This window comes from Micromonospora sp. DT228 (genome assembly GCF_049841595.1).
Lineage (GTDB): Bacteria > Actinomycetota > Actinomycetes > Mycobacteriales > Micromonosporaceae > Micromonospora.
Genome location: NZ_JBNCKO010000001.1, coordinates 391046 through 412281 on the forward strand (window position 1 = coordinate 391046; position 21236 = coordinate 412281).

26 protein-coding genes are annotated in these 21236 nt (G+C 69.7%); 13 read left to right on the forward strand and 13 right to left on the reverse strand.

What is annotated here, in order from left to right; all coding sequences use genetic code 11:
- Positions 1–4 precede the first annotated feature (4 nt).
- From ACLQ29_RS01625 to ACLQ29_RS01660, 8 genes are read left to right on the forward strand one after another with little or no spacing between them, the layout of a single operon-like run.
- Positions 5–1237: a beta-ketoacyl-[acyl-carrier-protein] synthase family protein gene (locus tag ACLQ29_RS01625; RefSeq protein ID WP_425769891.1), complete on the forward strand. Its 1233-nt coding sequence runs from the start codon at positions 5–7 to the stop codon at positions 1235–1237.
- Complete coding sequence (locus ACLQ29_RS01630) at positions 1234–3321, forward strand: beta-ketoacyl synthase N-terminal-like domain-containing protein (protein WP_425769892.1); 2088 nt, start codon at positions 1234–1236, stop codon at positions 3319–3321. The genes ACLQ29_RS01625 and ACLQ29_RS01630 overlap by 4 nt, the downstream gene beginning before the upstream one ends.
- Positions 3318–4145 (forward strand): alpha/beta fold hydrolase, encoded by an 828-nt coding sequence (locus ACLQ29_RS01635; protein ID WP_425769893.1) that lies wholly within the window; start codon positions 3318–3320, stop codon positions 4143–4145. The genes ACLQ29_RS01630 and ACLQ29_RS01635 overlap by 4 nt, the downstream gene beginning before the upstream one ends.
- Positions 4145–5044 (forward strand): thioesterase family protein, encoded by a 900-nt coding sequence (locus tag ACLQ29_RS01640; RefSeq protein WP_425769895.1) that lies wholly within the window; start codon positions 4145–4147, stop codon positions 5042–5044. The genes ACLQ29_RS01635 and ACLQ29_RS01640 overlap by 1 nt, the downstream gene beginning before the upstream one ends.
- Positions 5041–5445 carry a nuclear transport factor 2 family protein gene (locus tag ACLQ29_RS01645; RefSeq protein ID WP_425769896.1) on the forward strand — a complete coding sequence of 135 codons (405 nt, stop codon included), beginning with the start codon at positions 5041–5043 and terminating at the stop codon, positions 5443–5445. Before ACLQ29_RS01640 ends, ACLQ29_RS01645 begins: the two co-directional genes overlap by 4 nt.
- 36 nt (positions 5446–5481) lie before the next feature.
- Positions 5482–5910 (forward strand): nuclear transport factor 2 family protein, encoded by a 429-nt coding sequence (locus ACLQ29_RS01650; protein WP_425769897.1) that lies wholly within the window; start codon positions 5482–5484, stop codon positions 5908–5910.
- An 8-nt stretch (positions 5911–5918) separates the two neighbouring features.
- On the forward strand, positions 5919–6194 hold the full coding sequence (locus ACLQ29_RS01655) for a ubiquitin-like small modifier protein 1 (RefSeq protein WP_425769898.1): 276 nt from the start codon (positions 5919–5921) through the stop codon (positions 6192–6194).
- Positions 6191–7456, forward strand: a complete 1266-nt coding sequence (locus tag ACLQ29_RS01660) for an NAD(P)/FAD-dependent oxidoreductase (RefSeq protein ID WP_425769899.1) — start codon at positions 6191–6193, stop codon at positions 7454–7456. Before ACLQ29_RS01655 ends, ACLQ29_RS01660 begins: the two co-directional genes overlap by 4 nt.
- A gap of 5 nt (positions 7457–7461) precedes the next feature.
- Here the strand turns inward: ACLQ29_RS01660 and ACLQ29_RS01665 are convergent, their stop codons facing one another.
- Genes ACLQ29_RS01665 through ACLQ29_RS01675 form a run of 3 tightly spaced genes read right to left on the reverse strand, consistent with a single transcriptional unit; the run spans position 7462 to position 10316 of the window.
- Positions 7462–8256, reverse strand: coding sequence for an SDR family oxidoreductase (locus ACLQ29_RS01665; RefSeq protein WP_425769900.1), 795 nt, complete (start codon positions 8254–8256; stop codon positions 7462–7464).
- A 24-nt stretch (positions 8257–8280) separates the two neighbouring features.
- Positions 8281–9087, reverse strand: coding sequence for a beta-ketoacyl synthase N-terminal-like domain-containing protein (locus ACLQ29_RS01670; RefSeq protein WP_425769901.1), 807 nt, complete (start codon positions 9085–9087; stop codon positions 8281–8283).
- Positions 9084–10316 (reverse strand): beta-ketoacyl-[acyl-carrier-protein] synthase family protein, encoded by a 1233-nt coding sequence (locus tag ACLQ29_RS01675; RefSeq protein WP_425769902.1) that lies wholly within the window; start codon positions 10314–10316, stop codon positions 9084–9086. The genes ACLQ29_RS01670 and ACLQ29_RS01675 overlap by 4 nt, the downstream gene beginning before the upstream one ends.
- A 23-nt stretch (positions 10317–10339) precedes the next feature.
- On the opposite strand from ACLQ29_RS01675, the gene ACLQ29_RS01680 reads away from it, so the two are divergent.
- The gene (locus tag ACLQ29_RS01680) at positions 10340–11542 is read left to right on the forward strand and encodes a cytochrome P450 (RefSeq protein ID WP_425769903.1); all 1203 of its coding nucleotides are present in this window, start codon (positions 10340–10342) and stop codon (positions 11540–11542) included.
- A gap of 227 nt (positions 11543–11769) precedes the next feature.
- Here ACLQ29_RS01680 and ACLQ29_RS01685 read toward each other — a convergent pair whose 3' ends face one another.
- From ACLQ29_RS01685 to ACLQ29_RS01705, 5 genes are all read right to left on the reverse strand, one after another.
- Positions 11770–12027 carry an acyl carrier protein gene (locus tag ACLQ29_RS01685; RefSeq protein WP_425769904.1) on the reverse strand — a complete coding sequence of 86 codons (258 nt, stop codon included), beginning with the start codon at positions 12025–12027 and terminating at the stop codon, positions 11770–11772.
- A 112-nt stretch (positions 12028–12139) separates the two neighbouring features.
- Entirely contained in the window at positions 12140–12508 is a 369-nt protein-coding gene (locus ACLQ29_RS01690) for a hypothetical protein (RefSeq protein ID WP_425769905.1), read from the reverse strand.
- Positions 12509–12513: 5 nt separating this feature from the next.
- Positions 12514–12921, reverse strand: a complete 408-nt coding sequence (locus ACLQ29_RS01695; RefSeq protein WP_425769906.1) for a hypothetical protein — start codon at positions 12919–12921, stop codon at positions 12514–12516.
- 1 nt (position 12922) lies between these two features.
- Positions 12923–13240 (reverse strand): DsrE family protein, encoded by a 318-nt coding sequence (locus ACLQ29_RS01700; protein ID WP_425769907.1) that lies wholly within the window; start codon positions 13238–13240, stop codon positions 12923–12925.
- Positions 13241–13245: 5 nt separating this feature from the next.
- The gene (locus ACLQ29_RS01705; RefSeq protein ID WP_425769908.1) at positions 13246–14220 is read right to left on the reverse strand and encodes an alpha/beta hydrolase; all 975 of its coding nucleotides are present in this window, start codon (positions 14218–14220) and stop codon (positions 13246–13248) included.
- A gap of 156 nt (positions 14221–14376) precedes the next feature.
- Between ACLQ29_RS01705 and ACLQ29_RS01710 the strand changes: the two genes are divergently transcribed.
- The 4 genes from ACLQ29_RS01710 to ACLQ29_RS01725 are packed head-to-tail and all read left to right on the forward strand — an operon-like array spanning position 14377 to position 16719.
- Entirely contained in the window at positions 14377–14766 is a 390-nt protein-coding gene (locus ACLQ29_RS01710) for a 3-hydroxyacyl-ACP dehydratase FabZ family protein (protein WP_425769909.1), read from the forward strand.
- A complete protein-coding gene (locus tag ACLQ29_RS01715; RefSeq protein ID WP_425769910.1) occupies positions 14753–15220 on the forward strand; it encodes a 3-hydroxyacyl-ACP dehydratase FabZ family protein in 468 nt (155 codons plus the stop codon). The genes ACLQ29_RS01710 and ACLQ29_RS01715 overlap by 14 nt, the downstream gene beginning before the upstream one ends.
- A gap of 30 nt (positions 15221–15250) precedes the next feature.
- Positions 15251–15994, forward strand: a complete 744-nt coding sequence (gene fabG, locus ACLQ29_RS01720) for a 3-oxoacyl-[acyl-carrier-protein] reductase (RefSeq protein ID WP_425769911.1) — start codon at positions 15251–15253, stop codon at positions 15992–15994.
- Positions 15991–16719 (forward strand): 2-hydroxychromene-2-carboxylate isomerase, encoded by a 729-nt coding sequence (locus ACLQ29_RS01725; RefSeq protein WP_425769912.1) that lies wholly within the window; start codon positions 15991–15993, stop codon positions 16717–16719. The genes fabG and ACLQ29_RS01725 overlap by 4 nt, the downstream gene beginning before the upstream one ends.
- A gap of 24 nt (positions 16720–16743) precedes the next feature.
- On the opposite strand, the gene ACLQ29_RS01730 is transcribed toward ACLQ29_RS01725, so the two are convergent.
- From ACLQ29_RS01730 to ACLQ29_RS01750, 5 genes are all read right to left on the reverse strand, one after another.
- A complete protein-coding gene (locus ACLQ29_RS01730; protein WP_425769913.1) occupies positions 16744–18159 on the reverse strand; it encodes a DHA2 family efflux MFS transporter permease subunit in 1416 nt (471 codons plus the stop codon).
- 56 nt (positions 18160–18215) lie between these two features.
- Positions 18216–18575: a nuclear transport factor 2 family protein gene (locus ACLQ29_RS01735; protein WP_425769914.1), complete on the reverse strand. Its 360-nt coding sequence runs from the start codon at positions 18573–18575 to the stop codon at positions 18216–18218.
- A 250-nt stretch (positions 18576–18825) separates the two neighbouring features.
- Positions 18826–18987 carry a hypothetical protein gene (locus tag ACLQ29_RS01740; RefSeq protein ID WP_425769915.1) on the reverse strand — a complete coding sequence of 54 codons (162 nt, stop codon included), beginning with the start codon at positions 18985–18987 and terminating at the stop codon, positions 18826–18828.
- Between the two features lie 201 nt (positions 18988–19188).
- Positions 19189–20037: a 3-hydroxyacyl-CoA dehydrogenase family protein gene (locus ACLQ29_RS01745; RefSeq protein ID WP_425769916.1), complete on the reverse strand. Its 849-nt coding sequence runs from the start codon at positions 20035–20037 to the stop codon at positions 19189–19191.
- Positions 20034–21002 (reverse strand): AMP-binding protein, encoded by a 969-nt coding sequence (locus ACLQ29_RS01750; protein ID WP_425769917.1) that lies wholly within the window; start codon positions 21000–21002, stop codon positions 20034–20036. Before ACLQ29_RS01750 ends, ACLQ29_RS01745 begins: the two co-directional genes overlap by 4 nt.
- Positions 21003–21236: the final 234 nt, after the last annotated feature.

The following is a 21236-nucleotide window of genomic DNA, read 5'->3' on the forward strand; positions in this document are numbered from 1 at the left end:
GCTGATGCCGATGGTCGACACTCCCGACGCGGAGCGTGTGGTGGTGACCGGGCTCGGCCCGGTCACCAGCATCGGCGTGGGAGTCGACGCCTTCGCCGCCGGGCTGGCCGCCGGACGCAGCGGCGTACGGCCGGTCTCGGTCTTCGACACCACCGGGTTCGGCCACGCCAACGGGTGCGAGGTGACCGACTTCAAGCCCGACTTCGACCACGTGCCGGCCGAGCGGCTCGGCCGAGCGTCCCGGTTCTCGGTCGCCGCCGCCGGGCTGGCGCTCCTCGACGCCGGCGTCCGGCCGGCCGACCTGGCCAGCATGCCCGGCCTGGTCACCGTCGGCACGACCGACGGCGAGTCGGCCGACATCGACGCGCTCACCGAGCTCGCCGTTCGCAGCGGTCCCGAACACCTGCCCGCGGACGTCGTCGGGCGGGTCGCGGCCAGTTGGCTCTCCGCCTCGGTGGCCCGGGAATACAACCTGCGCGGCGCGGAGACGGCCACGCTGGCCACCGCCTGCGCGGCCGGAAACTACGCGATCGGCTACGCGTACGACACCCTGCGTCTCGGTGAGGCGGAGTACGCGCTGTGCGGGGGCGCGGACGCGATGTGCCGCAAGACCTTCGCCGGCTTCTACCGGCTGGGCACGATCGCGCCGGCGGTGTGCCAGCCGTTCGACGCCGACCGCTCCGGCATCCTGACCGGCGAGGGCTCCGGCATGCTCTTCCTGGAGACGCTGGCGAGCGCCAAACGCCGCGGCGCCCGGGTCCACGCCGAAATCCTCGGTTACGGCATGACCTGCGACGCCAGCCATCCGGTCGCGCCCGACGGCGTGAGCATCGCGGCCTGCATCAGCAACGCGCACCGCAACGCGGGCATCGAACCGGGGCAGGTCGACCTGATCTCGGCGCACGGCACCGGCACCAGGGCCAACGACCTCACCGAGGCGGCCGCGATCCGCGCGGTGTTCGGCGAGACACCGCCGCCGACCGTGTCGATGAAGTCGATGATCGGTCACACCATGGGCGCGGCGAGCGCACTTGCCGCGATCGGCTGTGCGATCGCCATCGAGCGGGGGTTCATCCCGCCCACGATCAACCACCGGCGCACCGACCCGCAGATCGGTCTCGACTGTGTGCCGAACGAGGCGCGCCCCGCCGAGCTGCGCGTGGTGCAGAACAACGCCTTCGCGTTCGGTGGCAACAACGCGATCCTGGTGCTGGCCCGGCCCGGCGGTGCGCGATGAGCCTCGTCATCACGGGCCTGGGCATGGTCAGCGCCCTGGGCGGGGACGTGCGCTCGTCGTTCGACGCCTTCGTCGCCGGGCACACCGCCCGACGCCCGCTGCGGCAGTTCGACCCGACGCTGTACCGGGTGCGCAACGCGTACCAGATCGACGGGCCCGACGAGCCCGGCCGGCCCGGCCGATGGCTCGCCGCCGCCGTCGAGGAGGCGCTGAGCCAGGCCGACCTGCCCGCCGGCACCCACCTGCCGGCCCTGGTCGGCACCGGTTTGGCCGAGCAACGCTCGATGGAGCTCTGGCACACCGCCGGTGCCACCCTGACCTTGGACGACCTGCATTTTGCCGGGGCGCTCGCCGACTCGACCCGCCTGTCGAGCGTGGTCACCTTCGTCAACGCGTGCGCGGCAAGCCTCTGCGCACTGGCCGCCGCGTCCGATCTCCTGGCGCTCGGCGAGACCGAGGCGGTCGTGGTGGCCGGCACCGACGGGCTGTCCGAGAGCATGTTCGGCCTGCTGGACCGGGTGAACCCGAGGCCACCGGCCGAGGTCCGACCGTTCGACGCCGGCCGGGTGGGAGTCATCCTCGGCGAGGGCGCGGCTGCCGTGGTGCTCGAGCGTGCCGACCGCGCCGCCGCCCGGGGTGCCATCGCCCTCGCGACCGTACGGGGCGTGGCCGCCACCTGCGACGCCTACCACGTGACAGCCCCGCTGCGCAGCGGGATCGGGCGTGCGTTCACCGACGCGTACCAGCGGGCACGGGTGCGGCCCGAGGACGTCGATCTGGTGTTGGCTCACGGCACGGGCACGATACTCAACGACGCGACCGAGGCCGAGGCGCTCGGCGACGCATACGCTGCGGTGGCCGGCCGCCCGGCGGTGACCGCACTGAAGTCCCTGATCGGGCACACGAGCGGCGCCTCCGGTCTGATGAGCCTGATCACCGCGGTGTGCGCGATGGCCGACGGCCGGGTGCCGCCGACCCGTAACCACACCGACCCGATCGAGCCGATCCGGCCGTTCCCGGTGGTGACCGGCGCGGCGCGGCAGATCGCCGTCGGGACGGCCCAGGTCGACGCGTTCGGCTTCGGCGGGGTGAACGCGGTGGCCGTGCTGGAACGCCCTTCCCGGACACCGCCGACGGCCGCAGGTCCGGCCGTGGCTGATGTCGTGATCACCGGAACCGGCGTGGAGGTGCGCGGCATCGCCGACGCCGCCGGATTGTCCGGAGCGACGCCGTCCGGAGCCGACTTCGACCCCGTGCCGCTGTTGGGCCGCCGCGGTCTGCGCTACAAGGACCGGGCCACTCTTCTCGCCCTCTGCGCCGCGACGAGGGCCCTGACAGCGGCAGGGCTGAGCCGCCCGGCCGGACCGGCGCGACACTCCAGCGACCCGCCCGACGACCAGTTCGGCGTGGTGGTCAGCACCGACCTCGCTCTACTCGACACGGTCTGTCGCGTGGTCGACGAGTTGCACGCCGGCGGGGTCGTCGGCACCAGCCCGATGGACCTGCCAAACGTCTCCGGCAACGTGGCCGCCTCGCAGTTGGCGATCTGGTTCGGGCTCGGCGGGGTCAACCTGACCATCTCGGCGGGTGCCACCTCGGGGCTGGACGCGCTACGGCACGCTGCGGCCGCCATCCGTGTCGGCCGGGTACGCCGGATGCTTGTCGTCGGGGTGGAGCCGGACGGCCCGGCCGTGCGGCGGCTCCTCGCCGACACGGCGAATCGACACGGTGGCCCGGTGCCGCCCGCGTTCGACGGCGCGGCCGCCGTGGTGCTCGAGGCCGCCGACCTGGAGCGCCGGCCGATGGCCACCCTGCGCAGCTACGACCGGCCCAGCACGCCGACCGCGCCCGACAGCGGGTTGTGGGGTCCGCCCTGCGCGGCACACGGCTCCCCGCAACCCCCGGCCAGTGCCGACACGCTCGACCTGAGTGGGCTCGGCGAGGCGCGCGGGGCGTACGGGGTGTTGCAGGCCGCCACCGCGGCGAACCTGCTGGCGGCTGGCTCGGCGGGGCACGCGCTGCTCACCGCGGGCGGCTGTTGGGGCGCGCCGTACGCGTCAGTGACGTTGGAGGGCCCACGATGACGAACGAGATCGTGAGCGCTCGGCTGGTGCGTCCCGCAACCAGCACCCCGTCGACGATCACCGGCCTACTGCACGGGTTGGGTTCGGGCACGAGTGTCTGGGACGGGCTGCTTCCGCTGCTTCCGCCTCAGCTCGAGGTGTGGGCCTACCACCTGCCCTGGGACACGGCCGGCGGCAGCGGCTGGGCCGAGCACCGGGACAGTCGGGTGTGGCTGGAGCGGGCGTTCGACGCCGCACCGGTGCGGCCCGAACTCGTCGTGGCGCACTCGTTCGGGGCCAACGTCCTGCTCGACTCCATCTGCGCGGGTGGGCCGGGGTTGGGACGCGGCCTGGTCCTGATCTCGCCCTTCTATCGGCCGGCGGCACGGGCCTTCGACTGGGCCGCGATGAGCCACTACATGAACGACTTCGACGAGCTGATCCGCTCCGGCATCAAGCGCCGGCGCGGGCCGCGGTTGGGCACCGCGTTCGCCGCGACCGGCGGGGACGACCTGCTGGAGGCCATGGTGGCGAAGGTCCGCGAGCGCATCGGACCGTACGGCTGGCTGCGTTTCTTCGACCTGTTCACCCAGACTCCGTTCCTCGACCTGTCCGCCGTCGACGTGCCGTGCCTGGTCTTGGGCGGCGGTCGGGACACGGCCGCCTACCCGGCCGACGTACGCAGCCTCGGGCACGCGTTGCCGGACGCCCAGACGCACATCCTGCCGGATTCCGGCCACTTCTCGATGATCGACGACACCGCGGGAGTCGCCGCGCTTGCCGGGCCTTTCCTCGGCGGGCTGAGCACCGGCGTCATGAACCGCCAAGAGGGGAGCAGGACCTGATGGCCACCACGATGCCGGCGGCGCGCACCGAAGTGATCGGTCGCCCGCGCTTCGAGGGATCGAACATCTGCACCTGGATCGGCTTCAAACACGTCATGTACCTGATCGAGGAGGCGGTGCTGGACCATCTCCGGCAGGTCGGCTCGGTGCCCCGCCGGCTCTACGAGGAGCAGGGTCTGGGCGTGGAGATCGTGGAGAGCGATGCCCGGATCGCCTCGGCGTTGCACATGGACGACGAGGTCCGCACCGAGGTGACGGCCGGGGCACCCGATGCCGACGGGACGCTTCTGCTCCGTACCCGATCGTTTGTCGACCGCCCGAAGGGAACTGTTCGCGCGGTGACCGCGACGGTTCGGGTCGCCATCCGTGAGCCTGGCCCGGCGGCGACGTTGCCACCGCAGCCGGCGAGTCTTGTCGGGCGCGGCAGCCTGGCCCCGGACCCGGACGTGGCGAAGCTGATCGAGGGCACCAACGCGGTGGCCTGGCGCTGGCGGATTCCCTACTTCTACTGCCACTTCTCCCGGCACATCCAACACTCCGGCTACCTACGGGTGATGGAAGAGGTCGTCGACCTGTTCCTGGCCGAGCGTGGCATCTCCATCCGGTCCTACCTGGACGAGCGTGGATGGATCCCGGTGGTGCCGCGCGCCTCGGTGCGCATCATCGAGGACGCGTTGATGGAGGAGGAACTGCACACCGTCTACTCGGTCGAGGAGATCTACAAGGACTTCACCTACACGTCCCGGATGGACTGCTACGTCAAGCGCGACGGACGCCTCGTACCGACCGCGACCGGTCGCATCACCCACGGGTACGCGAAGGTGCTCAACCGCGCCGACTGGGAGCTGGTCCCGTTCGACGCTCGGACGTTGACCGCGCTGAGCGGGGGTGCGAAATGACCGGCTCCACACTCAACCTGCAGGCGGCCAAACTCGCGATCGAACTGTTCCATAGCGGCAAGGTCGAGCTGATGCGACAGATGCTCGCCGAGGATGTCGTGTGGAAGGTTCCGCACGTCAACCCACTGGCCGCCGACATCATCGGGATCGACGAGGTTCTCGAGTTCTTCCGGCGGGTGCAGGCCGAGACCGCTGGCACGTTCGGTGCCGAGGTCCTGGAGATCGCGGCCAACCAGAATGCCGTCTTCTGCCTCATGCGGGTGCACGGCAAGCGCAACGGCAAGACCCTCGACCAGAAAGTCATAAACGTGTGGAAGCTCCGCGAATCGGACGGCAAGGTGACCGAGCGCGAGCTGTTCATGGAGGACCAGCCGGCCTCGGACGAGTTCTGGGCCTACTGAAAATTATCTATCTCAACCACGGAAGGGACACGTCACATGACCGCGAGCACCACTGAGAAGACGGCGGCGTCCAACCGCTTCATCCGGCTCCTCACCATGGGGCACGCCCGGTTCTACTCGGCCCACCTCGAGCGCCTCAGCGAGGGGATCGACGAGAACGTCGTGTGGTATACGCCGGGCAACCACCCGCTGTCCGGGCGCATCGACGGGCTTCCCGGCGTGCTGGAGTGGCTGCGCAAGAGCGCGGAGGTCACCAACGGGACCTTCCGCGCCGAGACTCACAAGATCGTCGCCGACGGCGACACCGCCGTCGTGATCGCGACCTGGCGGGGCGAGCGCAAGGGCATGACCCTCGAGATGCCCGGCGTCCACGTTTTCAAGATTGACCCGGAGACCGAGAAGGTCGTCGAGGCCCGCATCTGGGTCTACGACGACGTCTTCGTCAACAAGTTCTGGTCCGCCTAGGAGGCGACGTGAGAGTTCGGCTCCCCGCATCGCTGAGCCAGAGCGGCAAGGCCGGCATGGTCGACGTCGACGTACCGACGGTCACCACGCTACGTGCCGTGCTGGCAGAGATCGAACGGAAGATCCCCGGGGCCACCCGGCGGATCCTGGACGAGGACGGCAAGCTCTACCGCTTCGTCAACCTGTACGTCAACGGCGACGACATCCGTAACAGCGACGGCATCGACACCGCGGTCCACAGCACCGACGAGGTGCTGATCCTGCCCGCGGTCAGCGGCGGATGAGCATCGTGCAACCAGCCGCAGCAAGCCGGGCGCCCGACTACGACGTGATCGTGGTCGGCGCCCGGACTGCCGGATCGCCGACAGCGATGCTGCTGGCCCGCCGCGGATGGCGAGTGTTGCTCGTCGATCGGATGACATTCCCGAGCGACAGGATGTCGTCGCACTTCATCCATGCCTACGGGGTGGCCCGCCTAGCCCGGTGGGGCCTGCTGGACCGCCTGCTCAAGACGGGTTGCCCACCGGTGGACCGGCTCGCCTCCGACTGGGGGCCGATCCAACTGACCGGCACTCCCCCGCCGTACGAGGGGTACCGGTTCGGGGTCTGCCCGCGCCGCATCGTGCTCGACCACCTTCTGCTCCAGGCTGCGGAGGAGGCTGGCGTCGAGGTCGAGCAGGCCGTCGGGGTGACCGGCCTGCTCGGTGACGCCGACCGGGTGACAGGTGTCCGGCTGCGCCGGCAGGGCCGGCCACCTGTCGACGTCACCGCGCGGTACGTGGTCGGGGCGGACGGTATGCGCTCCTTCGTGGCCCGCACGGTCGGCGCCGAGGAATACCACACGATTCCGCCGCTGACCACCACGTACCTGACGTACTGGGAAAACCTTCCGATGGACCGGTTGCTGATCCACTGGCGGCCGGGCCGGTGTGTGCCCGCGATCCCCACCCACGACGGGCTCACCGTGGTCCTCTCCGGCTGGCCGCACGACGAATGGCGGCGTTACCGCAGCGACGTCGAGGGCAACTACCTGGAGACCGTCCGCACCCAGACCAGCCCGGAATTCGCGGAACGGTTCCGGGACGCGCGGCGGGTGCACAAGTTCGTCGGCACACATGACGTGCCGAACTTCTTCCGCAAGCCGTACGGGCCGGGCTGGGCGCTGGTCGGCGACGCCGGCTATCACAAGGATCCGGTGACCGCTCTCGGCATTTCCGACGCCTTCCGCGACGTGGAGCTGGTCAGCGACGCGCTGCACCAGAGCCTGGCCGGCGAGCGCACCGAGGAGGAGGCGTTCGGGCACTACCAGCGACGACGCGACGAGTTGGCCGAGCCGATCTTCCGCTACACCATCGAGCAGGCCCGCTACCTGCCGCTGACCGAGATGCAGAAGCTGGTGCTGCGGGCCCTCGAAATCGACGACAACGCGCGTGACCGGTTCTTCGGGGTGCTCGCGGGCAGCGTGCACCCCGACGAGTTCGGCTCACTGTCCAGTGTGGCGACGCTGCTGATGCGGACCGGCCTGATGCCCGGATTAGCCAAATGACCTCGTCAGACGGTCAGAAACTCGCCACCGTCGACGCCGATCACGTTGCCGGTGATCCAGGACGACCGCGCCCGCGACAGCAGCACGAGCGCCTCGGCCACGTCCTCGGGCGTGGTCAGGCGACCATGCGGGTTGCCCAGCCTGGCGCGCTCGCTCAGGTCGTCGCTGCCGGGGATGCGCCGGAACGACTCGGTAAGCGTGATGCCAGCCCGCAACGCGTTGACGCTGATCCCGTGCGGTGCGGCTTCCACGGCGAGCTGGCGCACGTGGCTCTCCAGGGCCGCCTTGGCCGCCGAGACCGGCCCGTAGTGGCTGGTGAAGCGTGCGGTGCCGGCGCTGGTCATGGCGAAGACCTTCGAGCCCTCGACGAGCAGTCCCGCGGCGAACAGATCCTGGAACCAGTAGATCAGGCTGTTGGCCATCACGTTGAGCGTCATGTCGACCTGTTTGGCAGTGGCGCCGGGCTGCTCGGGCGAGGGCAGCAGCGGCACCAGCGACCCGAAGGCCAGCGAGTGCATCAGCACCCGCACGCCCGCCCCGTCGGTCAGTTTGCCCAGCTTGGCAACCACTTCCTCGCGAACGGAAGGGCTCGCTGCGTTGGCGTTGAAGAATTCCACGCGCACGCCGAGGGCACGCAACTCGTCGACCAACTGATCGATCTCGTGTTGCCGGCCCGACGTGTCGATGTGTACGCCGGCGATATTGCAGCCGGCCGCCGCGAGGGCGAGCGCGGCGCTCCGTCCCATTCCGGCCGAGACCCCGAGGATCAGGCTCCACTGGCCGTTCAACGCGTCGTCCATCCGGTCCTCCTCGTTCCGTGCCGCTCAGCGGTCGCTCAACGTCAGTGTTGCCAGGTTGCCGTGCGGGCTCGACGCGACCACTGTGGCCCGGCCGTGCACGGCCAGCAGGTCGAGCGCGGCGAGCAGGGGTGCGAGGGTCAGGTACGGTGCGTCGGCGGAGACGGTCACCCGGGGAGTCCCGTCCTCCTCCGGAGGCTGACCGCGGAAGCGACTGAAGCCGCCCGCGACGGTGGCCAACGGGGTGGCGCCCCGCTCGATCGCCGTCTCCCGCGACTCGAGCACCAGACAACACGCCCCTTCCCCGGCCGTACCGCCCGCGGGTCGGTAGGCGGTGGGCCGTTCCTCGGTCGCACCGGCGAGGCCGAGTCGGGCCCGGCCGCGTCGGATCGCCCCGGCCATCGTCAGGACCGCGTCGATGCCGGCGACCATGGGATTGGTCAGGGTCAGATTGAAGGCACGCATCGCCCATTTCATCGACAGGTGGCTGGCCGCCATGTTCACCGAGAAGTTGGGCGCCTCGGCGGGGCTCAGCCAGTGCGCACCCTCGGTTCGTACCGTGTGGTCGAGTCGACCGACGACCGGATCGGCGGCGAAGTTGGTGCCGACAGCCACACCCATCGACTCGGGCGCCATGGTCGCCGGGTCCAGCTTCGCGTCGACCAGCGCGAGCTGGGCGGTGGCAAGCAGGAACCGGGTTGCCGGCGTGAGGTATTTCCAGCCGCGGGCCCCGAGGTGCTCGGCCGGGTCGAACCAGCCGACGGCACCGTCCGGCGGGGCCGTTTCCGGTGAGACGAGAAAGGCCGATCCGGTCAACACCACATCGCCGCTCATGCCGCACTCCCCAGCAGCACCGAGATGTTGTTGCCGCCGAAGGCGTAGGCGTTGACCAGGGCGTGCCGTGCCCGGGTCGTGGACGCCACCTCCGGGAGGCGGATCGGGCAGCCGGGATCGGGATCGGCGAGCGGCACGTTCGGCGGGATCTCACGACGCGCGACGATCAGCGCGGCGGTCAACAGGGCGAAGGCGCCGGCGGCGCCGCCGGTGTGGCCGAGCATCGCCTTCAGGCTGTACGCCGGCAGGGCGTCACCGGCCCCGAAGACCGCACCGAGGGCGCGGGCTTCGACCTCGTCGTTGAGCGGGGTGCCGGTTCCATGGGGGACGACACAGTCGACCTCATCCGGACTGACGCCCGCCTCGGCCAGTGCGTCGCGCATCGCGCGGACGATCTGCCCGGCGCCGCGGTCCGGCGCGGTCGGGTGGTGCCCATCGCAGCTCCAACCGGCTCCGGCAACTGTCGCGTAGCCGCGACGGCCGCGACGGCGGGCGCTCGACTCGGACTCGAGCACCAGCATCGCGGCGCCCTCACCGAAGATCGTGCCGCGGCGACCGACGTCGAACGGCCGGCAGACCACCGGGTCGAGCGCACCCATCCGGTTGAAGCAGGCCACGCCGACCCGCGTGTATCCATCGGCACCGCCGGCGAGCACGATGTCCGCCGCGCCGTCCCGGATCAGGTCGGCGGCCAGGCTGACGCTGTACGCCGAGGCGGAGCACGCGGTGCTCACGCTGGTGACCGGACCGCCGAGACCGAGGCCGCTGGCGAGCGTCGCGCCGACCTTGAACGGGAACGCGGTGGCGCCCTCCGGCCCGGGACCGTCGTCGGGCGCCCACTCGAAGAGGCTGACGTCGCCCACGCCGGTGCCCACGCTCACGCCGACCTCGGCGAGGTCGGCATCGGCGAGGCCCGCGTCGGCGAGCGCCTCCCGGGCCGCGGCGAGCGCGAACGTCGACGTACGCCCCGGAGTGCCGGCACCGGAGTCGGATTCGGCGGCCATCGGCGGCACCGCGTAGAGCAGCCGATTGTCCATGTCGGCCCGGGGATCGTCGACAGGTGCGGGAACGCTGCGCGCTCTGGCGAGCCCGGCCCAATAGGCGTCCACCCCGTTTCCGACACAGGAGGTGACGCCCAAGCCAGTAATGAGTATCCGCTCCAACTGTGCCCCCCGCGCCGACGAAGTTCGACAACCGCTTCGAGTATAGGTATCCAACGCCGTGAACAACAGTCTCTGAGGGAGCCGCCGACGTGGAGAACGAGCTCGTTACCTACAACCCGATGTCGCCCGGATATTTCGCAGATCCCTATCCGCACTATTCGCAACTTCGGGCCGAGAACCCGGTCCATCTGACCAAATTTGGATTTTATATCGTCACTCGATATGAAGATGTGCTGGCCGCGTACGAAAATCCGCTGCTCTCCCGCGACACTCGCGGGTGGAACGGATTCCGCGATTGGCGGCGCAGCCCCGAGGACGGGCCGCTGGAAAAGATGATGAGCAACTGGCTCGTCATGATCGATCCGCCTCGGCACACGCCACTGCGGGAGATCCACGAACGCGCGCTCAGCCCCGCCGTGCTGGCCGCCTGCCGTCCCACGGTCGCCGGTCTGGTGCGCGAACTGCTCGCGCCCGGGCTCGCGGCCGGCGGGCTGGACCTGATCGGCGACTTCGCCAACCCGCTCCCGGTCTACGTGATCAACCACCTGCTCGGCCTGCCCCGGGCCGACTGGGACCAGTTCGTGGCCTGGTCCCGGGCCATCTCGCTGACGTCGGAGCCGATGCTGACCCGCAAGGTGCTCCAGGCCGGGCAGGACGCGTTGACCGCCATGTACGAGTACTTCGGATCACTCGTCGACCGTCGCACCGCACATCCCGGCGACGACGTACTGAGCCTGCTCGCACAGGGCACAACGGACGCCCGGATGACGCGGGAGGAGTTGCTGGACAGCCTCGTGTTCCTCTACCAGGCGAGTCACCCAACCGGCACGCAGATGCTCGCGCTGGGGCTGTTGTCGCTGGTCAACCACCCCAACCAACTGGCCGCGCTGCGCGCCGACCCGGGCCTGCTGCCGACCGCGATCGAGGAACTCCAGCGCTTCGACGGCCCGGTGCAGATGAACGACCGCGTCGCGAGCATCGACCTCGACCTCTTCGGCCAGCACATCGAGGCGGGCCAGCTGGTGCGGCTCTGCCTCGCCTCGGCCAACCGCGACCCGGACGCGCTACCCGGCGCCGAGGAACTGGACGTCACCCGCGAGAAGCCCCGCCATTTCGGGTACGGGCACGGTCTGCACTACTGCGTGGCCGCGGCGCTGGGGCGGATCCAAACCCAGGAGAGCTTCGCCGCGCTGCTGGCCGGAGCACATGACCTGCGAATCCCCGACGTCAAGCTGCGCTTCCTGCCGTCGGCGAGCAACCGGGGTCTGGTCGCCCTGCCCGTGTCGTTCTGACGGTCCGGTCCGAGCCGGGGCGGCCATCCCGCCCCGGCCCGCCGGGCGTCCCGTGGTCCCGTGGTCCCGTGGTCCCGTGGTCCCGGCCGCCGGGATGGCGCACCCGGCGCCAACGCCGCCCGAGGGCTGGTCGGCGTGGTGGGCCGCGGCCGGGATCGCGCCCTCGGAGCCTCCCCGGACATGGCGACGCGGCCGCAACGTTGCGGCCGCGTGGCACATGGGGCTGGTCAGGCTGCCGCCAGCTTCCCCTCGACCATCTCGCGCACCTCGCCGAACGAGGTCATGTCGCGCACCTCGTCCTCCGAGATCTTGATTTCGTATTTGCGCTCCAGCGCGACCAGCACCTCCAGGGCCTTCAGCGAGTCGACGCCAAGCTCGGCGACGAAATTCGCATCGTCGGTCACGCTTTCCGGATCGAGGTCGAGCACGTCGGCAACGAAACGGCGCAGCTCTTCTGGGTCGAGAGTTCTAACGCTCGAGGACATCCGTCGACTCCTATTCAATCGCAAGAGGATGCGACCCCCCGATGAGGACGCACAAGTCGAATTAAGGTTACCTTGGAAGGGCAGTCGGACAACAGAGCTTGAGTGCCTCGCATCAAAGGAAGAAGATGCGCTCGGCAATGGTCAGAAGGTTGGTTATTTCATGATCCTCGACTGCCCCCAGGCCCGGCAGCAATCGCTTGTCCGACATCCCGAGCCGATCGAGCGCGCTAACCGACACCAGCACTCGCGCGTCGTCGTCGAGCAGTCGCCCGATGGCCGCCCGGTAGTCCGGATAGGCACCCCAATCGACACCGCCCAGCTCGATCGGCCCCGACGGTGCGGCGTCGATCGCATACATCGCGGCGAGCCCACGCAGCAGCACCACCATCGGGGACTGTCGGTGCAGGCCGTGCGCCAGCCACAACTCGTGCGCGTACTGCTCCTCGATCGCGCCGCGATGGGCCCGCTCCAGGATCGCCACGGTCGTCATTTGGTCCCCAACACCAGGCTCACGTCGGCCGCCCGGGAGCGCTCGACGAACTCGTACGGCGGGCGGATGCGCACCGCCGGGATCTGTGCCGACGCCCCCCGCTCCTCGGCGCAGTAGCGGCAGACCAACCACGCCAGCCGACCGGCGGACCAGTCGATCAGATGCGTGGCGAGCGCGGCCGGCGACGGGTAGCCGCGGTCCCACTCGGTCAGGTTGCGTGGCTTGGTCGGGGCCAGGCCGGCAACAGTCAGCGCGGTCGAGTAACCGCAGGTCCAGAGGGTCGTTTGGTGGCCCTGCCGGACCGCCTCCTCGGCCATTCGGGTCGCCGTGGTGAAAAGATCCGACTCGTACGGCGCTCCGATCAACCCCAGGAAGAGGGACCGGCCACCGGTGGGGGCGGTCATCTCAGTGCCACACCGGGACGCAGCCCGCCGCCATGAGCATGCCTACCAGATTGGGCATCCCGCCCAGGCGAACACCCTCGGGGCAGTCGTCGGGGGAGAGACCTCGGGTGCGCACCGAACTCTCGTCGGCCCAGACCTCGACGCCTGCGGCGACCAGGCTGGTCACCGCCGGGGCCCGTGCGCCGATCACCGCGTTCTGGATGAGGAAGACGGTCACCGGATGACCGGCGCGGCGCAACCCGGTGCCGAGCTCGAAGAACCGCGGCACGTCCGGGCTCTCCTGCTCGGTGCGGCTCTCCACCAGGAGGTACGACCGCATGACGCTCACCCCGCCGGCCGGTGGAACGTGTCGCTGAGCAACGCCAGCACGCGCTTGTCGTACTCGTCGGTGGCGATCAGGCGCGCGGTCGTGTGGCTGGCACCGGGAACCCACCACACCTCGGCCTCCGGATAGTGCTCCAGCTGTGCACGGATGTCCACCGGCCGGGCGACCGGGTCGGCCTCCCCCGCGATGAACAGCAGCCGGACGGAGTGATCGGGCAGCTCCTGCGGCCAGGGCGCGGGCTTGAGGAAGAAGAGCGATGCCCGGGTGAAGAAGAAACGGGAGGCGGCCCGCATCGCCGGCCCGGCCAGGAAGCGCGGCAGTTTCGTCATCGTGGCGTCGAAGGTCCGCCTGATGGTGCCGTCGATGTCCAATGTTGGCCCGCTGTCGCAGACCACCGCACGGACCAGGCCCGGATCGAGTCGGGCGCACTCCAGCGAGGTCCAGGCTGACATCGAGAAGCCGACGCAGGCAACCCGGAAATCCCCAAGGTCGGACCGCTCCCGCAACGAGGTCACGACGTTGTGGTGGTCGATGGCGTAGCGCGGGGACTGCCCACGGAACAGCCGGTCGTCGGCGCTGTCGCCGTGGTTGCGCATGTCGAAGGTGAGGACGTGGTAACCCGCGTCGTGCAGGGTCTTGGCCAACGGCATGAGCATGCCGCTGTTGCGGCCCATGCCGTGGCCGAGGACGACGACGACCTGCTGCTGCCCGACCTCCTCGGCGGTCTGCGCCACGGTGCCGCCGGCCACCTCGGGAGCGGGGATGAACCAGCAGGCCAGGGCGACCCCGTCGGCACCGGACACGGTGATCCGCTCGGCCGGTAGGTCGAACGACGCCGGCGTCTGCCGAACCGGTCGGCGCTTGGGGTGATAGACGCTCCAGGCTGCGCGCGTCATGGCCCAGGCCGCCACGCCCAACGGGGCGATCGTCACCACGCTCGCCAGGTCGACCAACCGGGACGGCTTACTCGGCAACTGTCTCACCCCCATTTTTCCATTGCGTCCACTCTACATTTAGGGGCACCCCGAAAGACCACCCCTATCTTGAGCTCTGGGGTGATCAACGAGGACGCGCAGGGCTCAATGTCGAATACTTGTCCGGTACGCTCGTGACCTCAGGGGGAAGGGGAAGTGTTGATCTTCAGAGCCACACCACTCTCGCTCTCGCCGCAGGTCGTGAGCCGCCACCCCGGCGGGCTTGTGTGCACAATGGACGTCGATCCGGCCGAGCCGGTGTTCGCCGGTCACTTCCCCGGCTTTCCGATCTTCCCTGGCGTCTGCCTGGTCGAATGCGCCCTGCAAGCCGCCTACCGACACCGGCCGGCTGCCCACTTGACAAGTGTCCATCGTGTCAGGTTCATCAGACCCGTGTTCCCGGGTGAGCGGTTGACTATCAACATCGACTTCTCGGGTGACACCTGCTCGGCCCAAATTTCGACCGGCCGCCCGGACGACGTGGGCAGCGAGGCGGCCTTGATCGTTCTACGTTTCGCGGAGAGCGGGGAGAATGGACACCGCTGAGATCAGGCGGATACTGCCGCACCGATTCCCGATGCTGCTGATAGATCGCGTCGAGTCCCTGGTTCCGGGCGATTCGTTGATCGCGACAAAGGCCGTCACAGCGAATGAACCATGCTATGCCGGCCTGCCCGAGGAAGCGACCGACTATTCCTATCCGGCCACCCTGCTCATCGAGTCCTGGTGCCAGGCGGCCGGGGTCCTCGCCGTCCACGGCACGCCCAACCCCGACGTGCTCGCCGGTCGGGTGACGTTGTTCGGGGCGATAAGCCGCATCGAGGTGCTCGCGCCGGTCCGCCCGGGTGACCAGGTGACCCACCACGTGCGGGCACTCAAGCTGCTCTCCGACGCGGCGGTGTTCACCGGCGAGTCGACCGTGGCCGACGTCCCGGTGCTGCGGGTGGGCCAAGTGATCATCGCGCTGCGCGAGTCTGCCGAGCTGCGCAGCCCCGCGTGACCCCGCACGACTCGAGCTCGGGAGGTTGAAATGGACGAACGGCGGCCAGCCGCGGTGGTCACCGGCGGGTCGCGCGGGATCGGGGCCGCGATCGTGCGACGCCTCGCCGCCGACGGCTTCGACGTAAGTTTCTGCTACCACGCCAGTCCCGTCGCGGCCGAACAGGTGCGCGAGGCGGCGGCCGCAAGTGGTACCCGGATCCGCGCCCACCAGGTCGACGTCCGCGACTACGACGCGGTGAAGAAGTTCGTGGACGCCGCGGAGAACGATCTCGGCCCGGTCGACGTGATGGTCACCAGCGCCGGCATCGTCCGTGACAATCCGATGGTGATGATGCGCCCAGAGGACTGGCGCGAGGTCGTCGACGTGAACCTCGACGGCACCTATCACGCCTGTCGGGCCACGATCTTCTCGATGATGAAGCGCCGCTCAGGCTGTCTCGTCACGCTCTCTTCCGTGGTCGGCCTACGGGGCAACGCCACCCAGACCAACTACTCGGCCAGCAAGGCCGGCATCATCGGCTTGACCCAGTCGCTGGCCAAGGAGGTCGCCCAGTTCGGTATCCGGGCGAACGTGGTGGCCCCCGGCATGATCGAGACGGAGATGACGGCGGCGCTCACCGGACGGATACGCGAACGGGCGCTCAAACAGATCCCCATGGGTCGGATGGGCACGCCCGACGAGGTCGCCGACCTCGTCTCGTTCCTCGCCTCCGACCGGGCGCGCTACATCACCGGCCAGGTCTTCGCGGTGGACGGTGGAATCGTGCTGTGAAGGCCGCACGCTTCTACTTCTCACTCCGCAGCCCGTACTCGTGGCTGGCCTGCCGTGACCTCGTGAGCGCCTACGCCGACGTCGCCGACGTCATCGAGTGGCGACCATTCTGGGAGCCCGACGAGGAGTCGCGGGCAGCGCTCACCGACAGCGGCGGCTCGTTTCCCTATGTGGACATGTCCCGCGCCAAGGCGCTCTACATCCTGCAGGACGTGCGCCGGCTCGCCCAGCGCCGCGGTCTCGCCATCGCGTGGCCGGTCGACCGCGCCCCACATTGGGAGGTGGCCCACCTGGCCTACCTTGCCGCCGAACGCGCCGGCCGGGGCCGCGCCTTCATCGATGCCGTCTACCGTGCGCGCTGGGAGGAGGGCCGCGACATCAGTGACCCCGCCACGATGGCCGCGGTCGCCACCGAACTGCAACTGAGCCCGGAAGATCTCAGCACCGCGGTGTCCGACCCGCAGTTGCGGGCCGACGGGATCGTCGCCCTCCGCCGCATCGACAGGGACGGCGTCTTCGGCGTTCCGTTCTTCGTGCACGGCCGCGAGAAGTTCTGGGGCCTGGACCGCCTCCCCGACTTCGCCGCCGCGGTTCGCGCCGACCGACGGGCGGACGCCGAATCGGCGCAGCTGGTCACGGCGACCGGCCCGGCCAGCACGGACGACCAGGTCCCCGTCATCGTTGGCCCGGGGGGCGATCAGGGCCACGCCGGTGGTTGCGGATGAGCGACCTCCACAACCGCAGCCGGGTCAGACGGCCGTTTTCGAGACCGGCTGGGCCGGGGCGGGCTGGGGACGGCTCGGGGTGACGAGGAAGACACCGACCACCCCGGCAAGAACCGCGAGGAGCGCACAGAAGCCGAAGACGTCACGGTAGGCCGTCAGGTCAGTGGCGGCCTGGCCGGCGAGGACCGCAGCCAGGATGGCGATGCCGAGGGCTCCACCGATCTGCCGAGCGGTCTGGTTGAGGCCGGTGGCGGCGGCGAAGCGCTGGGGCTGCACGGAGAGGGCAGCCGCCGTGGAGACGCCAGTGGTGATCACACCGATGCCGACGGCGCCGATAGCCGCCGCCGGGAGGAAGAAGGACGCGAAGTGGGGCGTGCCGGGTGCCCAGAGCGCGAAGAGCCCGGCGCCCGCGGCCATTACGAGGGCGCCGAGGATCACGGCGGCGCGCAGACCGAGCCGATGGATGAAGCGGCCGGTCAGGAGCGCGACCACCGCGGTCAGCACAGCGGTGGGACTCATCGCCAGGCCCGCCTGCAGTTCGCGGTAGTGCCAGATCTCGGTCAGGTACAACACCGAGCAGAGCATCCAGGCGAAGAGGGCCCCGCCGTACAGCAGGGAGGCGAGGTTGGCCACCGCGAGCCCGCGGTTGCGCCAGAGCGCGATCTCGATCGTCGGCACCGGATGGCGCAGCGACCGCCACACCGTGAGCGCTCCAGCCGCGACCGCCCCGGCCAGGCAAGCGATCGTACGCAGGTCGCCCCAGCCCCAGTCACCGCCCTCGGTGACGCCGAGGACGGCCAGGCCGACCGCGCCCGCGAGCAACGTCGTGCCGATCAGGTCGGGCAGGCGGCCGCCCGCGCTCCGGCCGGCCGGCAGCACCACGGCCCCGAGCACGATGAGCACCCCGAGCGGCAGGTTGATCACGAAGACGGAGCGCCAGCCGAACGCGTCGACAAGTATGCCGCCGAGCGCCGGACCGAGCGCCGCGGCAAGGGCACCCGCCGCGCTCCATGCCCCAATCGCGGCGCCGCGCCGGGCCGCCGAGGTGTCGTGCAGGACGATGGCGAGCGACGCCGGGATCATGGCGGCGGCGCCGACCGCCTGGAGGCCCCGGCCGACCAGCAGTACGGCCAGGTTGGGTGCGAGCGCGTCGAGCAGCGACATCGCGGTGAAGACGCCGACGCCGGTCATGAAGAGAGCCCGCCGGCCGATCACGTCCGCGATGCGGCCCGCCGGTGCCAGCAGCGCGGCGAAAACCGTGGCGTAAATGGTGATGACCCAGGAAGCGTCGGCAACCGTGACGCCCGGATACGACGTGATCAGATCGGGAATCGCCAGATTGACAACTGTGACATCGAGAAGAGCGAGAAAGGCCGCTCCGCAGGCCAACAGCAGGGGGAGCGAAGTTGATTTACCGACGACTGCACCTTCGTCCGGCACGATCCCGCCCCCGTCTGAGTCAACGCGGTTTACACTAGGCGGCAGCCGGAGAGGCGTCAAGACCCAGAGCTGCCCTTACCAACACTCATAGTGATCTCGCTGACCGCGACCATCCCGTCCCGCCAGCGGGTTACCATCGCTCCCGGCGTCCCGTCATCCCACCTGAGCTGCACATGTGCGGTGTCCGAGCTCTCGACGCGCACACCGTCGAGCACCATTGCCTGCTGCGGCGGACGCCGCCGGTAAGCCTCGGCGAGCGCGTCCCGCCCGACGATCGGTGGCACCGGCAGATCAGTGAATGTCACTCGCGCATCCTCGGTGAATGTCTGCACGAACGCCTGCCAGTCTCCCGACCTCACGCATTCGTTGAACAACGCCGTGTGCGCCTCGACGGCTTGTCGCAAATCCTCGGCCATGCCGGCATTTTACCGCCGGGATCACGCCGCACCACCCCGACGGAAGGCCGATTCGTCAAATCCGACCGCTGGTCGCATTGATCCAGCTGAGCCATCGGGAAGTCGGCCACGTCGGACGTGTCCGAGGTGGCCGTACGAGCGGTCGACCGCCGTCCGCCGCACAAGACCTGCCGTGCCGTCACGAAGACTGTGGCAGCACGCGAGAGTGGGGTGGCCGCCAAGCGGGTCCCCGCCCACCACCCGAGGCCGGTCAGAAGGGCCGGGCCTGTTCCTCGGCGGCCTCTCGCAGCGCCGCCGAGTACTTCACGGTGCCGCCGGAGGCGCCGTAGTAGAGGCGCCTGACCCCGCTCGTCCGGCGGAGCATCGTGACGCTGTTCTCCGTCAGCTTGTGCGACTCCAACAGATTGGCCATCTCCAGTTCTCCTGGATTGGACGTCGAACGTCGACTCGATGTGCACCACCAGCTCCAGCGCGAACAGCGACAAGACCAGGCCGGCGGCGAAGATGTCGAGGCCCGGCTCGATGTCCCGTTTGGTCTACCGCTCCAGGAAGGCGGTGAGGTGGCCGCAGATCGATCCCGGGCTGAGGGTGTGCTGGTTGGCGGTGGATGCGCTCACTTGATCCCCCTGTGCTCGTAGAAGCCACGCCCGGTCTTGCGACCGAGGTCACCGTCGGCGACCTTGGCCAGCAGCAGCGCGGATGGCTCGTAGCCCTGGTCGCCCGTGCGGTCGCGGAGCACCCGCAGCGAGTCGACGACGTTGTCCAGGCCGATCAGGTCTGCCGTGGCCAGCGGCCCGGTGCGGTGCCCGAGGCAGCCGGTGAAGAGCCTGTCGATCTCCTCGGGCGTGGCGAGCCCCTCGTCCGCGATGCGGGCCGCCTCGTTGATCATCCGCTGCAGCACCCGGTTGATCACGAATCCCGGCCCGTCTCCGACCACCACGACCTCCCGGCCCATGCTGGCCAGGAAGTCCCGGGCCACGGCCAGCGCGGCGGCGGAACTGCGCGGCCCGCGAATCACCTCCACCGTCTTGATCAGGTATGGCGGGTTCATGAAGTGGGCGCCGACGGTGCGCTCGGGGTGCTCGACCGCCCCGGCCAGCTCGTCCACCGGGATGGCGGAGGTGTTGGTGAGCACCAGCGCCTCCGGGCCGATGAGCGCGGAGACCTCGGCGAGCACCGTGGCCTTGACGTCGGCGAGTTCGGTGACGGCCTCGACGACCACGTCGGCGTCGGCGACCTGGCCGAGTTCCACCGTGGTACGCAGCTCGGCCACGTCAGTCCCGGTCTGCGCCCCCATCAGCCGGGCCAGCCTCAGGTGGCTGGTGACCTCGCCCCGGGCCCGCTCCAGCACGGCCGGGTCGACGTCGACCAGGGTGACCGGCAGGCCGTGCCCGACGGCGAGGGCGGCGATGGCGCTGCCCATCACTCCCGCGCCCAGCACTGCGACATGTCGCTGCTTCATACCCGCTCCTCGATCGCGTTGACGTCGTCACCGCCCCGCCGCCCGGCAAGCTTGGGCAGGAGCGCGGCGAACTCCTCGTGGCGTTCGGCCAGGAAGACCAGGCCCTGGCGCGGCTGCTCGGGGGTGATGGCGGCGGAGAGGCCCTGCTTGCGCAGCCAGGGCTGCCAGCCCCGGACCTGCAAGTCGTCCTCGGCCAGCTTCTGCCCCTCCAGCTCGTCGAGGGCCACGGCCGACATGACCTCGCTGCCGCCGTCCAGCGCCCGTTCGGCCACCCGCCGCCGCCACTGCGGAAGCGGCTCGGTCGTCAGGCCGGCCCGACCGAGCATGTCGAACCGCTCCCGGGTGCTGACGGAGCGCTCGTCGGCCAAGTGGTAGACCCTGCCGACCGAGGACGGCGACAGCGCCAGGGACACGATCGCCCGGGCGATCGTGTCGACCGGGGAGACCGGTTCGGCGCGCTCGTCAGTGGGGTGGGCGCCGACGGCGAGGCCACTGGTGAGCATCCGCCAGACCAGGTCCCTGTTGTTGCAGGCACCGGTGTCCCGGGCCGACATGATCAGACCGGGCCGGAACACCCGGCCGCGTACGCCGGCACGCGCCACCGCGAGCATCGCCACGATCAACGACCGACCGCGCGGCAGGGAAAGGGCGACCACCTCGCCCCGGCCTACGCCCAGCCGGCGAAGGCGGGCGGCCAGCGCGCCGGAGGACCGCCACAATTGCGCGTAGCTCGTCGTTTCTTGACAGGTTGGGTCGAAAATGGCCGGGCTATCCGGTCGGCTCTGGACCCAGCGCTCCACGAGTGACGGCACCGCTCGCGAACATTCTGCTGGCAACACCTTCCCCCTGAATGCGCTAGCGACAATGAGCAAGGGCATCACGGATGACAATGTCTCCCCGCCGGTAGTCCCGCGCCACATTACCAAGACAGCACCGAGCACAATAGTGATCCGGGTCACATCCATCGGATGAAGTGGTCCACCTCGCCTGGGTGGACAAATGGTGAAATAGTATTGACTGAGATTACCTTGAGTCAAACAGTAGCGGCGCTGCGCATCGCGGCAGTCTCCGGCGCTGGCGCGTCACGAATCGGCGCCAGCACCGCCATGACCTGCAATTTTTCGACAACGCGACGCTTTCGCCCGGACACCCGGGAACAATCCGCGGACCCGGATCACGGAAAGTATCCATCCCCCACA

Bases quoted from the DNA above. Each gene is read 5' to 3' on its own strand.
- ACLQ29_RS01625 (WP_425769891.1), top strand. From the start codon at position 5: ATGCCGATGGTCGACACTCCCGACGCGGAGCGTGTGGTGGTGACCGGG.
- ACLQ29_RS01630 (WP_425769892.1), top strand. From the start codon at position 1,234: ATGAGCCTCGTCATCACGGGCCTGGGCATGGTCAGCGCCCTGGGCGGG.
- ACLQ29_RS01635 (WP_425769893.1), top strand. From the start codon at position 3,318: ATGACGAACGAGATCGTGAGCGCTCGGCTGGTGCGTCCCGCAACCAGC.
- ACLQ29_RS01640 (WP_425769895.1), top strand. From the start codon at position 4,145: ATGGCCACCACGATGCCGGCGGCGCGCACCGAAGTGATCGGTCGCCCG.
- ACLQ29_RS01645 (WP_425769896.1), top strand. From the start codon at position 5,041: ATGACCGGCTCCACACTCAACCTGCAGGCGGCCAAACTCGCGATCGAA.
- ACLQ29_RS01650 (WP_425769897.1), top strand. From the start codon at position 5,482: ATGACCGCGAGCACCACTGAGAAGACGGCGGCGTCCAACCGCTTCATC.
- ACLQ29_RS01660 (WP_425769899.1), top strand. From the start codon at position 6,191: ATGAGCATCGTGCAACCAGCCGCAGCAAGCCGGGCGCCCGACTACGAC.
- ACLQ29_RS01665 (WP_425769900.1), bottom strand. From the start codon at position 8,256: ATGGACGACGCGTTGAACGGCCAGTGGAGCCTGATCCTCGGGGTCTCG.
- ACLQ29_RS01670 (WP_425769901.1), bottom strand. From the start codon at position 9,087: ATGAGCGGCGATGTGGTGTTGACCGGATCGGCCTTTCTCGTCTCACCG.
- ACLQ29_RS01685 (WP_425769904.1), bottom strand. From the start codon at position 12,027: ATGTCCTCGAGCGTTAGAACTCTCGACCCAGAAGAGCTGCGCCGTTTC.
- ACLQ29_RS01695 (WP_425769906.1), bottom strand. From the start codon at position 12,921: ATGACCGCCCCCACCGGTGGCCGGTCCCTCTTCCTGGGGTTGATCGGA.
- ACLQ29_RS01700 (WP_425769907.1), bottom strand. From the start codon at position 13,240: ATGCGGTCGTACCTCCTGGTGGAGAGCCGCACCGAGCAGGAGAGCCCG.
- ACLQ29_RS01715 (WP_425769910.1), top strand. From the start codon at position 14,753: ATGGACACCGCTGAGATCAGGCGGATACTGCCGCACCGATTCCCGATG.
- fabG (WP_425769911.1), top strand. From the start codon at position 15,251: ATGGACGAACGGCGGCCAGCCGCGGTGGTCACCGGCGGGTCGCGCGGG.
- ACLQ29_RS01735 (WP_425769914.1), bottom strand. From the start codon at position 18,575: ATGGCCGAGGATTTGCGACAAGCCGTCGAGGCGCACACGGCGTTGTTC.
- ACLQ29_RS01740 (WP_425769915.1), bottom strand. From the start codon at position 18,987: ATGGCCAATCTGTTGGAGTCGCACAAGCTGACGGAGAACAGCGTCACG.
- ACLQ29_RS01745 (WP_425769916.1), bottom strand. From the start codon at position 20,037: ATGAAGCAGCGACATGTCGCAGTGCTGGGCGCGGGAGTGATGGGCAGC.
- ACLQ29_RS01750 (WP_425769917.1), bottom strand. From the start codon at position 21,002: ATGGATGTGACCCGGATCACTATTGTGCTCGGTGCTGTCTTGGTAATG.